Consider the following 13,034-nt stretch of genomic DNA (forward strand, 5'->3'; position numbering starts at 1 on the left):
CATCGGAGTCGTTTGACTTGAAATCTCCACGACTGCGAGTGGATTCGATTTGAGGACAACAGATTGAAACCATTGAGGGCATTTCCCCAAAGCCATTCACTGGGTCATCAACTTGAACGCTGCAAATCGAGTGACGTACCGTGTGAAGGGATCGAATCACGCGTTCCCAAACGGAATTGCCGCGCGAATCGGATTCAATGATACCGTTTCCGGCAAGGTGCTTCGCTCTCGCATCATTTCCCGGCAACAGATGGTGGTCCGGATGCACCGCCCCCGAACACGCACGGTGAGCCGCCTTCGGCTCGATGCGGCAGGGGACAAGCAAGTGGACCCAACGCGTCTCAGATCTGCTCCACAAGGATTCAGTATCTTTTGCAGAAACGGCAAGGGCAACATCGAAGTTGAACTCACCTTTGCTCTCAGAAGCCGCTGTTTTCCGATTTCGCCCCCGGAATCGGTTATTACCAGGCAAAAGATTTTCGGAAAACGAATTGTTGCCTGATTGAGTTCCCCTGATCGGCCAGTCCTGCCTCCCCATGCCATCGAGCGACGGCAGTCGTCAGTCTCCTGAGTAGTAACCCATTCCTCGGCGCTCCCCGCAACCCCACCCACCGCAGTAAAGGCGAGGGATTGCACAAACCTTGCGGTCACGAAATATACAATTCGTTACTCGATAGCGTTGTCGTTAGTGACGAAAGTTGGTTATTGTGGTGGATAGTCTAATAGGAAACCAACGGTGCATTTCCCCTGTTAATGAGAATAGACGCCGTCCAGACGGTGGTGGGTCCACCGATGTCTTGTCCCGATGCGCCTCTCAAACTCCGCCGAGTCAAAATTGGTGAGCGAAAAAACATCAACAACTAGATTTGTTGGTTACCTCACTCGGATTGCCATACCGGTTGTGATCCTTGCCGTGGGTGTTGCATCGTTCGCGATGCTCGCTGTCGAATTGGAGGAGGAAAAAAGTCCACCGGTCCCACTTCAAGTCATTCAAACTCGCGTCAAAGAGCTGCAGGTTCTCGACTACGATGTCGTGGTTAGAACACACGGCACCGTTCAAGCCCATAACGAGGTGAGACTCAGTGCCGAGGTTTCCGGCCAGATCGTTCGCGTTGCCTCAAATTTTGAGGTTGGTTCCTATTTTTCCCAAGGGGACGTTCTCGTCGAAATCGATCCGCGAGATTACAAAACCATAGAGAAGGTCGCCAAGGCACAGCAATTGGGAGCGAAGGCCGCCGTCCAACTTGCGATTCAAGATCAAGAACGCAAGCTAAAACTCTCAGAACGAATCGCGGTCTCGGACGCCGAAGTAAATCAAGCAACGGCGATCCGATTGCAAGCGGAAGCCCAACTCGACGCTGCCATTGCTCGTGTCGAGCAGGCCAAGCGAGACCTGGAGCGGACAAAGATTCGAGCCCCGTTCGATGGTCGAGTTCGCCGCAAGACGGTCGGCCTGGGACAGACAATCGACCAGGGCGCACCACTTGGTGAAGTCTTTGCCATCGATTATGCAGAAGTCCGACTGCCCATCGCTGCCCGCGAATTACGATTCCTCAACCTTCCAGAGATGGCGATCGATCCACCAATCGACGTCTTATTACATGACGGCATCACGGAAGATACAACATTGTCATGGCAGGCGAAAATCGTTCGCACTGAAGGAACACTTGACGAAAACTCTTTGGAGCTCTTTGCAATCGCACGCGTCAAAGATCCTTTTGGACACCGAAGCCGACAACCCAGCCTAAGAATTGGACAACCTGTGACGGCCACCATTAAGGGTAAAGTACTAAATGACGTGATTGCAATACCGCGAGCGGCCGTGCGACAACTGGATCAAATCTTCATCGTAAACAAGGTCGACCTGACTTTGATGTGCGTCACCATCAATCCACTTTGGTCCGATGAAAAACACATTATCGTACGCCACGCTTTGCTCCAGAATGGTGACCTACTCTCAACTACTCGTTTGGTTTACGCACCCGATGGAACTCAAGTTGAAATCATTCCCGATTCGGGTATCGCGACCGCCACGACGCAGGCTGAGCCCGAGTCCGTAACGAACTAGCTCATATTTTGACGCGGTGAATGAGACCCATCAATGATTCGCTGGTTCGCTAACAACGGAATCGCCGCAAACTTCCTGATGATCGGTCTCCTCGCGGCCGGAACCTACACGGCTTTTTACCGTCTGCCTCTCGAGGTAACTCCCGCCCTAAGTTGGGATACGGTAATAATCGAAATGCCGTATCGTGGTGCGACCGCAAAAGATGTCGAGCGTGCGATCCTGATTCCGATCGAGGAATCATTGGAAGGCGTCAAGGGCATCAAGCATTTGCACGCCGATGGTTCACGCGGCATGGCCCGATTCTATCTGAATGCCGAAACTGGCACCGATTTACGAACTTTAATGGAGGACGTACGAGGTCGTATCGATACGATTACAACCTTTCCCAACGAAACCGAACGGCCTCGCGTCTTCATCCCCGAATCCGGAAACTACTTCGAAGTACTTAGCATCGCAGTGACGGGTGATCTGAGCGCACACGACTTGAGCAGCGTCGCGCGACGCGTGCAAGAAGACCTACTGGAACTGCCAGGGATCAGTCGAGCTAAGATCGAAGGAGGGCGGCGTTACGAAATCTCGGTCGAAGCGGACACGAATAAATTGCTCGCCTACAATTTGAGTTTTCAGGAGCTTGCAGATGCCATTCGTAAATTCTCGATCGATCTGCCTGCCGGTGCAATCGACAGTGAGAGTGGCACTTTTGTGCTGAGAACAAGAGGCCAAGCTTATTCCGAACAAGAATTTGCGAAGATTCCGATCCGATCCGCCAATGGCTCCGAGGTGCAACTAGGCGAGGTTGCCGATATCAACGATGGCTTTGAGGAAGGCGATAAAAGAGTTGAGTTCAATGGTAAATCCGCCCTATTTGTGGAGGTCATGCGCACCGGAAATGAGAGTGCAATTGATATCTCCAATAAGGTTTGCGAATACGTCGCCAGCTCACGTGAACGATTTCCCGCAGGCATTGATCTTTTTGTTTGGGACGACGATTCCGTCTCCATCCGAGGTCGTTTAGGCACACTGATCGTTTCCATGGTTCAGGGTGGTCTCTTAGTACTCCTCGTGCTGGGATTGTTCTTGCGTCCGACACTTGCCTTCTGGATCGTGATTGGAATTCCGGTCGGCTTTGCAGGTGGCGCACTGATGCAACCATGGTTTGGCGTGACCGCCAACGTGATGAGCTTGTTTGCTTATATCATTGTGGTTGGCATTGTCGTCGACGATGCCATTGTGACTGGCGAAAATATCTACTCGAAAATCCGAGAAGGTTTACCTCCGCTGGAAGCAGCCGTCCAGGGAACTCACGAAGTCGCAACTCCCGTTACCTTCGGCGCGTTGACCACGATGATTGCATTTATTCCTTTGCTATTTTTTGAAGGCACGTGGGGCGATTTTGCTAAACAGATTCCACCGATCGTCGCACCGGTACTCTTTTTTTCTTTGATCGAATCTAAACTCATTCTGCCTTCCCATTTAAAACACCTTAAGCTAAAAGCGGATACCAATGCATTCTCCCGCTTCCAATCAAGGGTTGCCGATGGACTTGAGATTTTCATTAAGAAATTTTATCAGCCGTCATTAGTCGGGGCAATCAAACATCGCCCCATCGTACTTGCAAGCTTCCTTGCCATGGCATTGATCATGGCGGGCTACTGTGTCGGCGGCCGTATGGGTTTCGTCTCTTTCCCGTCGGTAGATGCACAACGCATCACCGCCATACTTGACCTACCCGATGACACTCCTCGGGATACCACCGACAAGTACATGGATCACATCTACGACGCATTGCTGCAAGTCAGGCAGGAATTCGTTGATCCGGGCAGCGGTGAATCCCTGATTCGTCATGTAACACGTGTCACCGGAGGTTACAGTGCTGGTCGAAGATTCGACAAGTCGCGAGGTTCGGTCTCGATTGAGGTCGTACCGCCTGATGAGCGCAGCGAACCGGGACCGCGCAATAGCGAAATCGCCAATCGCTGGACAGAAATTGTCGGGTCGATCCCAGAGGCAACCACCTTCCGCGTTTTCGCAGAAACGACTTTAAAAAAGCGTCGTGAATACGACGACGAGCATCTTAACATTGAACTGCGAGGCCCGGCGTCTCCCCAAAAAGCCGAAGTCGCTCAACAAATCAAGAATCTACTCGAAAGCTTTGAAGGCATCAGCTCGGCCTGGGCTCGCGTGAACTATGGTCAAGACGAATTGGAATTGAGCCTAAAGCCCCGAGCGGCAGAATTGGGGCTCACCCAGTCGTTGCTGGCCCAACAAATCCGACAAGCGTTTTACGGCGAGGAGGCCCAACGTCTACAACGTGGCATCGACGATATTCGCGTCATGGTGCGATTGCCGAAAAAAGCACGAGATTCACTGCATACTTTAGATCAACTCAAGATCCGCACTCCTCGAGGTGCAGAAGTGCCACTAGCAACCGTGGCAGACATCAAATTCACCAAAGCACCCTCATTTGTCGAACGAAATGACGGAGCTGAAGTGCTGCGATGTGGCGCACAACCGGAGCACGAAAACGTCGACATCATGGGAATCGCCCGAGAGATCAAGCCACAACTGGATGCGATGTGCCAAGAAGCTAATTTGTCCTATCAGTTTTTGGGCTACGTCGCAGAAGCAGAAGAGGCTAAACAACGCACGATCCTCGGTAGCATCATCTTATTTTTGGTTTTGTATGCAATCCTCGCCATTCCGTTGAAGTCAATCATTCAACCATGCTTTGTCATGCTGGCGGTGCCGTTTGCGATTATCGGCGCGTTACTCGGACACATTATCATGGACATCACGCCCTCTTACCTCTCCATTTTCGGGATGCTCGCGTTGGCTGGCATTGCCGTCAACGACACGTTGGTGATGATCGACTACATCAATCGCCAACGCAGCAATGGTCGAAATCTACTCGACGCAACTCTTGAGGCCGGCAGCAAACGTTTCCGGCCGATCATGTTGACATCCGTCACGACTTTCGGGGGACTTTTTCCATTAATGATGGAACGATCACTGCAAGCTCAATTCTTGATTCCCATGGCGGTTTCACTGGGATTTGGAGTCATCTTTGCCACGGGCGTTACACTTTATTTGGTTCCGTGCTCGCTCTTGCTTGCCCAAGACCTTCGCAAAGGAGTTTCCAGATTTCGAACTTGGTACGTGCGTCCGTTTCGGGCAGATCGCTTCGGCCAAATAGAAGCCCCCGCTGAGAGCAAACCGTCTGCTTGAGCAGCAATACCTTAGAACTGCTTTGACCTTCTGGCAGGCATGGAATAAAAAAAGCAACGTTCGAGCCAATCAATGGCCACCCTGACTGTTCCTCCTTTTTGGCTAACAAGGGCAAACTAATATGGCTTATATCTCGCAAATCCCCGTCGAAAAAGCGACGGGAATCTTAAAAAAAATCTACCAGGTCGCCACGGCGCGACAAGGGTCGGTCGCTTCGATCATTCAGGTGATGAGTCTGGATGAAAATTCCGCGAAAGCTTCGATGCAGCTTTACACCACCCTGATGAAATCCTCCAATGAACTTGAACCCGCGTGTCGCGAAATGCTGGCAACTGTGGTCAGCAATGCCAACGGCTGCTACTACTGAACACTCTCGCACGGAAACGACTTCGGTCAGGAGTCAGGGCGTGAGGATCTTGCTAAGCAACTGATGATCGACTACCGGCAGGCCGATCTGAGTCAGCAAGAGCGGGCGTTGTGCGATTTTGCCATCAAGTTAACCCTGTCCTGCAATCAGGTGGATGAGTCGGACATCGCGAGCCTTCGCGCTTTCGCACTGAGTGAAAAACAGATTACGATCGCAACGCAAATCATCAGCTACTTCAATTACATCAACCGTATCGCAGATGGATTGGGTGTTGACAACGAAACTTGGATGGATGAACGACCTCAGACCGAGTGGGAGCAGCAAAGAGGCAGGGATTATTTGACGTCTCTGCGGGACGGATAGCCGGTCCCCAGAGAGCTCAGCATCTGCTGCGACAAACAAGTTCTGCTCAGTTCCCCGATTTTTCTGCGGATCCTGCCTCCCTGGCTCATTGCAGTCCTGAGATTTCGCTGTATGTTCGACGGTTTGCCTGAGCCGGATCTCCCGCCATCCGGCCAGTTACAAGACCGATCACCTGACATTTTTTACTCACGGGAGCTAACCGTCGATGAAGGCACTCTTGTTGTCCGAATACAAACAACTCAATGTGACCGATCTGGAGACTCCAACAGTCGGAGGAAAAGATGTCCTGATTGAAGTGCGTGCCTGTGGCATCTGTGGTAGCGACATCCACGGCTATGACGGCAGTTCGGGACGTCGAATTCCGCCACTCGTGATGGGACACGAAGCGGCAGGCATCGTGACAGAAGTCGGTAACGAAGTGACCGACTTCAAACCGGGCGATGCTGTCACTTTTGACTCAACCGTTTCCTGTGGGGAATGCTATTTTTGCCGCCGCGGTGATATCAACTTGTGCGACAACCGGATGGTGCTAGGGGTTTCCTGTGGCGAATATCGCCGCCATGGAGCGTTTGCCGAGTATGTTTCCGTACCGCAACACATCTGCTATCGCTTACCAGAGGGACTTCCCTTTGAACATGCGGCAATGATCGAAGCGGTCTCTGTCGCCGTCCATGCCGCCAATCGCACCCCGGTGACTCTTGGTGATACGGCCGTTGTCGTGGGGAGTGGGATGATTGGGCTGTTGGTGATTCAAGCCATTCGCCTCGCCGGCTGCACCCAAGTCATTGCGGTAGACCTCGACCCGAATCGTCTGGAAAAAGCGAAGCTGCTGGGAGCCGACATCTGCTTGAAAGCGGACGAAGTGAATGTTGCGGAAGAAGTCTACCGCGCAACCGGAAACCGGGGAGCCGATGTCGTACTGGAAGTTGTCGGCGCCACAGCGACAATCAACACAGCAATTGCAAGCGCGCGCAAGGGTGGATCAATCACCTTGGTGGGTAATCTCAGCCCCAATGTGGAAATGCCCTTGCAGTCAATCGTGACCCGCGAGTTGTCGATTTATGGAACATGTGCTTCTCGGGGCGAATACCCAGCCTGCATCGATCTGTTGGCAAGTGGGGCAATTCGAGTTGCCGACATGATCACCGCAACAGCTTCGCTGGAAGAAGGTCCCGACTGGTTCTCCCGGCTCTACGCCGGAGAGGCAGGTGCCATGAAAGTCATTCTCGATCCAACACGTTAAGGCAAAATCCGTTATGAAACCACTCGCAGGAAAAAACGCCATCGTTACCGGCGCCAGTCAGGGCATCGGAGCCGCCACAGCGATTGCATTAGCGGAAGCCGGTGCTAATGTGGCCATCAATTTCAACGGGTCAGAAGAAAAAGCCTGTGAAGTAGCCGATCGCTGTCGCAAACATGGCGTAAAAGCTCGACTCGCTCAAGCCAATGTGGGTGTTCAAGCCGAAGTCGAAAGGATTGTATCCGAAACGGTTGCAGACTTCGGCGGGCTGGACATTGCTGTTTCTAACGCAGCCTACAGTGATCGAGAACTGTTTTATCAAGCCAACATGGCAGGCTTCGAAAAAACAATCCAGGTCACGATGTGGGGCGCTTTTTACTTACTGCGCGCTGCCACGGAACACATGATCGATTCGAAAACAGAAGGAGCGATGGTCGTGGTCAGCTCACCTCACAGTTGGCGACCAATCCCCGGTTCAATGGCTTACAACATGGCCAAAGCAGCCATCGACCAAATGGCACGCACCGCAGCCACCGAACTGACAGCTCACCGCATTCGTGTCAACATCTTACATCCTGGTTGGATCGACACCCCCGGAGAAAGAAAATTCTTCAGTGAAGAAAAACTGCAGAAGCTCGGAGCCGGTTTACCTTGGGGACGACTGGGGCGTCCGGAAGAAATCGCAAGAGGAATCGTCTTTATGTGCGATCCTGCCAGTGCCTACATGACGGGCAGTTCGATGATGATCGACGGCGGCATTGAGCTTCCCATTCAAGAAATGCACCGACTCGACACACCGGATCCTCTGATCGAATAAACCAATTAGAGACAATCATCCCCCCACTCAATCCCACCTTACCGCCCACGGAGAGCCAGCTATGAAAACCCTTTGTTGCCTATTCCTCGCATTGATCACTTCAACGGTGTCAGCGCAGGTGGCCGACTTCGATTCCATCAAGCTCTACACTCTTAAGAACGACAACGGCATGATTGTTACCGTGACCAATTACGGCGCAATCATCACATCAATCAAGGTACCCGATCGTGACGGAAAGATGGCCGATGTGGCTCTGGGATACAACCGCGTCGAAGACTACATCAACGCCGTTGACAAACCCTATTTTGGCGCGATCGTTGGCCGATATGGCAATCGGATTGCCAAAGGAGAATTCACACTTGATGGCCAAACCTATTCACTGGCGACCAACAACGGTGAAAACCATTTGCACGGCGGAATCATTGGCTTTGACAAAGTGGTCTGGGCAGTCGTCAACGAACGCAGCACGAACTCGATCCAACTTGCTTATCAAGCCAAAGACATGGAAGAAGGATACCCCGGCAATCTCGAGATGACGGTCAAATACACGCTCACCGATGACAACTCAATCATTGTTGATTATCTCGCTACAACCGATAAAGCTACGCCCGTCAACCTCACACAACACACCTACTTCAATTTAAAAGGAGAGGGTGAGGGCAATATTCTTGGTCACGAGTTGATGCTAAATGCGAAGCAATACACGCCGGTTGACGCCGGCATGATTCCCACCGGCGAAACTTCCTCGGTCAAAGGAACGCCTTTCGATTTCACAACGGCAAAACCAATTGGACGAGATATTAATCAAGATCACGAGCAACTCAAGTTGGGCGGTGGATTTGACCACAACTGGATTCTCGACAAAGGCAACAAGCAAAAGGAACTCACACTTGCCGCTCGGGTTCATGAACCGACTAGCGGTCGCACACTCGAGGTCCACACCACGGAACCTGGAATACAGTTCTACTGCGGCAACTTTCTCGACGGTCGACTCAAAGGAAAGTCGGGGAAAGCCTATCTCAATCGCGGTGGCTTCTGCCTGGAAACACAACATTATCCCGACAGCCCAAATCAACCGAACTTTCCTTCAACGATCCTGCAGCCGGGCGAAAAATATGAAAGTCAAACCATTTTCAAATTCGGTACTCGATAGCAGTGAAACGAGCAATCCTCGATTCCCAATGCACTCGATTCCCGCCCGAGTGCCTTGCATAGCGGTAGCAATGAGTAACGGACCAATTCAAAACGTGTACACACATTGCAATTCCGTCAGTTTTCCACGGGCCTAATCCGGCATGACATGATTTTTCCAGACTAAAATAGAGCCGGGTTCCACGTGGTTCACCGAGCACCCGGTCAAAATCATGCAGCCAACGATCCGTCATTCCACGATTACTAAGGGCAGAATCATGAGCCGTGTAATTTTTGTGTTCGCCATTGTGACTCTCGCAAACTGTTGCCAAGCGGACGATCGGCCCAACGTCTTATTGATTTCGGTCGACGACTTGAACAATTGGACTGGTTGCTTACAAGGGCACCCTCAAGCGAAGACGCCACACATCGATCGATTAGCCGACCGTGGAACACTATTTGAAAATGCTCATTGCCAATCGCCAGTTTGCAATCCATCTCGCGCAAGCATGATGACAGGCCGTTACCCTCATACGTCGGGCGTTTACTTTTTGAGCCCGGATCTAAAACAGGCCCCACAGCTAAAGAACTTGGACACCCTACCCGAAATGTTTGCAAAACACGGGTACACCACGCTCGCAGTTGGCAAACTTTTCCACGGCGGTGACCAACGTTTCTTTCAAACCTACGGGGGCACAAACGGCGGCTTTGGTCCACGTCCCGAAACGAAAATATCTCAGCCCCACGGACACCCGCTCTGGGACTGGGGAGCCTATCCCGATAGCGACGAAGAGATGCCAGACGTCAAGGCGGCTCACTGGGCAGTCGAACAACTGAGTCAAAAATTTGAAAAACCTTTTTTTATGGGCGTCGGATTTTATCGACCGCATGTTCCCATGTACGCGCCTCAAAAATGGTTTGACCAGCACCCACGAAGTTCGATCGAATTGCCATTGGTCAACGAACAAGACCGCACTGACTTAAGTCAGTACGCAATCAACCTGACCAATCTCAAACACGTCTCACCACTTCATGAATGGGTCACCTCTGCCGGCGAGTGGGACCACGCGGTCCAAGCTTACCTCGCCTCAACGTCTCTTGCTGATCATTGCGTAGGCATGGTCTTGGATGCCCTGGATGCGAGTGACTATGCCGACAACACGATTGTGGTCTTATTTTCAGATCATGGATTTCACTTGGGAGAAAAACAACGTTGGGCTAAACGAACGTTATGGGAAGACGGAACGCAGGTACCGATGATCATTGCAGGTCCGGGCTTGCGCCCAGGTCAAAGAACGCAACGACCGGCCGAACTACTTGATTTGTTTCCCACGCTGTTGGAATTGGCCGACTTACCCGCGGATGCAGCCCAGGAAGGTCAAAGCCTGGTACCGCTGCTCAACGACCCAAAGACGGAGTGGAACCATCCGGCCATCACAAGCTTTGGCAAAGGCAACTACGCTGTGAGATCGACCCGATATCGTTATATTCAATATCTGGACGGGTCACGCGAACTCTATGACCACGACAGTGACCCGCATGAGTGGTCCAACTTGATCAATGAGGCAAATTTAGCGGATGTGGTTGCTGAACATGCAAGCCATGTGCCCACGATCGAGCACGACATTTTGCCCGGCAAGTCGACCGGCCACAAAGCCTATCAAGCTTCACTGGAGCTGATGAAACAACCTTGATCATCCGCAATGGGAGACGTGAAACCCGAGGTCCCCATCACTTAGTCGGTTAGATTTCGCTTCTCGACTGGCATGCTCGTGAAGAAACCGTGCATCATTTCTTCCCAGGTTTGGTCGCCGTATCGTACGGTGGCCGAGGGATCCGGGTTGGCTAGATTGTCCTCAGAGTTGTCGTAGTAAGCAATGCCACGAAGCCTGGTGCCCCTTGGCATCAGCTTCGGCTCGACGAATTCGTAGTTAAGCTGCCAGTTAAAATCGTAATTGGGAACATCCAATAAGATTTCTTGTATGCCATCAGGGTAAATTGCAATGTAACGATACGACTTACCTCGTAAGTGCATGTGTGGCAACATCGACGTGAGAAGCGTATCTTTCCAGAATCGATGCTCACCGACAATCTTGTGTTTTGACTCATGCGGGGGAATCGCAAACCCCCAATTACCCACTAATCCGCCTCCCACCGCTCTTTCTACCTCGGCCTCATCTGCGAAAACAAATCCGACGTAACTACGGTCCTGCTGAGCTGATCCATTTGGCGTATAGTGCATTTGAAATACCAGCTTTGATCCAGCCGGAACAAATTTCGCGACTCCGTCCAAGTGAATGGTTGCCGGGCTCCCAGGAGCGAAGCCTGCCACACTCGGGTAACGTGTCGGATGCCTTCGAGCCTTGGGAGGGATGGCGTACACGATGATGTGATGAACGACGGCTCGGTTGTCTGGGCGTGCTTCCGAGGCCTTGATCCACTTATCCGTGGTCCAACCCGGATCAACGGTAAAGTACTTGTATTCAACAACGCCTTCCGCCGCCACATCAAACGGTTGCTTCGCCATGTAATGCACTTCGTCGGGCTGCGAGATTTGCCATCCCTCAACGAATTTCGGAGGCTCAGGAATCTGCGCTGGGTCACCTTCGGGCGATCCATTGGCTACCCACTTTTTCAAGATTTCCTTCTCGCTCGGTGACAAGCGGCAGTCATTTTTGAATTTCCCAAACTCGGGGTTCGCAAACCAAGGCGGCATCTGACCTTTTTCGATTACTTCCAGAATCATCTCGCCCCAACCGTTCACTTCATCATAGTTGGTCAACGGAAACGGGGCGATTTCGCCTGATCGATGACAAGATACGCAGCGTGCATTGAGGATGCGGGACACCTGATTCGAATAAGTAATGTCACCATGCGGTTCCACCTGCGGAACTCGACCAATAATGCAACCCGTCGGTTCCGTCTCAGGAACCCTCACTTTTCGATGCGCTAACAGGTCTTCAACAGCATTGGCCACAAATCTCGCTTCCAGTTTTGGTTTCGCGTAACCGGACGTCGCGCCCAAACCATATTGATCATCAATGCGACCTGCGTAACGGACAACATGATCGCTGTCCAAAACAAAAGCGTGCGGCGTTCGCTCAGCCCGAAACCGATCGGCGATGGAATTGTTCGGATCCTTGAGGACCGGATAATTCAACTCATGGATGCGAGCAAAGGCACCCACCTTGGTTAACGTGTCCTGGCAGTTTGAATTAATCGCAAACATCCCCACACCCTGGGATTTAAATTCCTGATAGATCGCCTCCAGACGCGGCGCATACAATTTGGCCAAAGGGCAGTCGGAACCAATAAACACCACGACCACCGGGTGCCCTTGATAGTCAATCAACGAATGCTCCTTGCCTCGGTGATCACGTAAGGTAAAGTCCTCGATTTGCATACCGATGGAGGTGCTTTTCTCGTCCTGTTTTCGCGTATCGGCCTGAAGTATTTGGGGGCACCAAACTAACAGCCAAACCGAACATGCGATGGCATTTTTCATCACTTGCACTCTCCGGTCACATTGCTTCGACAAAAAAACGATCTTTCAAAACTCAATCTAAGTGGCACTGCAGTTTAACTGACGAAGAGCGAAAACCCCAACGGCAACCAGACGGTGCGTATAAAATGGTACAATTTGAGACAAAAGTTTTGATACAATAGCAGCTTCTTCGGGCCCACGAATTAATCCAGCCGCCTACCCGAAATGATGCTGAAATAGGGACCCTTTGCTGGGGAAAACAATTGTCAATTTCCTTGCTTTTCTCTTGCTCGACTTCTGTCGCCCACCATCCTCAAAAAGATGGTTTTGCTTAAGGAT

The 13,034-nt window shown here is 51.7% G+C and carries 9 protein-coding genes; 8 read left to right on the forward strand and 1 reads right to left on the reverse strand.

What is annotated here, in order from left to right; translation table 11 throughout:
• Positions 1 to 838: 838 nt before the first annotated feature.
• The 8 genes from P8N76_22620 to P8N76_22655 all read left to right on the forward strand — a co-directional run bounded on the left by P8N76_22620 (position 839) and on the right by P8N76_22655 (position 10,905).
• Positions 839 to 2,068 (forward strand): efflux RND transporter periplasmic adaptor subunit, encoded by a 1,230-nt coding sequence (locus P8N76_22620; GenBank protein MDG2384480.1) that lies wholly within the window; start codon positions 839 to 841, stop codon positions 2,066 to 2,068.
• Positions 2,069 to 2,101: 33 nt separating this feature from the next.
• Positions 2,102 to 5,293, forward strand: coding sequence for an efflux RND transporter permease subunit (locus P8N76_22625; protein MDG2384481.1), 3,192 nt, complete (start codon positions 2,102 to 2,104; stop codon positions 5,291 to 5,293).
• Positions 5,294 to 5,414: 121 nt separating this feature from the next.
• A complete protein-coding gene (locus P8N76_22630; protein ID MDG2384482.1) occupies positions 5,415 to 5,660 on the forward strand; it encodes a hypothetical protein in 246 nt (81 codons plus the stop codon).
• A 63-nt stretch (positions 5,661 to 5,723) separates the two neighbouring features.
• On the forward strand, positions 5,724 to 6,023 hold the full coding sequence (locus P8N76_22635; GenBank protein MDG2384483.1) for a hypothetical protein: 300 nt from the start codon (positions 5,724 to 5,726) through the stop codon (positions 6,021 to 6,023).
• Between the two features lie 205 nt (positions 6,024 to 6,228).
• On the forward strand, positions 6,229 to 7,266 hold the full coding sequence (locus P8N76_22640; protein MDG2384484.1) for a galactitol-1-phosphate 5-dehydrogenase: 1,038 nt from the start codon (positions 6,229 to 6,231) through the stop codon (positions 7,264 to 7,266).
• Between the two features lie 13 nt (positions 7,267 to 7,279).
• Complete coding sequence (locus tag P8N76_22645) at positions 7,280 to 8,080, forward strand: SDR family oxidoreductase (GenBank protein ID MDG2384485.1); 801 nt, start codon at positions 7,280 to 7,282, stop codon at positions 8,078 to 8,080.
• Between the two features lie 61 nt (positions 8,081 to 8,141).
• A complete protein-coding gene (locus P8N76_22650) occupies positions 8,142 to 9,233 on the forward strand; it encodes a galactose mutarotase (protein MDG2384486.1) in 1,092 nt (363 codons plus the stop codon).
• A gap of 256 nt (positions 9,234 to 9,489) precedes the next feature.
• Positions 9,490 to 10,905, forward strand: coding sequence for a sulfatase (locus P8N76_22655; GenBank protein MDG2384487.1), 1,416 nt, complete (start codon positions 9,490 to 9,492; stop codon positions 10,903 to 10,905).
• A gap of 41 nt (positions 10,906 to 10,946) precedes the next feature.
• Here P8N76_22655 and P8N76_22660 read toward each other — a convergent pair whose 3' ends face one another.
• Positions 10,947 to 12,716, reverse strand: coding sequence for a redoxin domain-containing protein (locus P8N76_22660; GenBank protein MDG2384488.1), 1,770 nt, complete (start codon positions 12,714 to 12,716; stop codon positions 10,947 to 10,949).
• Positions 12,717 to 13,034 lie beyond the last annotated feature (318 nt).

The organism is Pirellulaceae bacterium (assembly GCA_029243025.1).
GTDB lineage: Bacteria > Planctomycetota > Planctomycetia > Pirellulales > Pirellulaceae.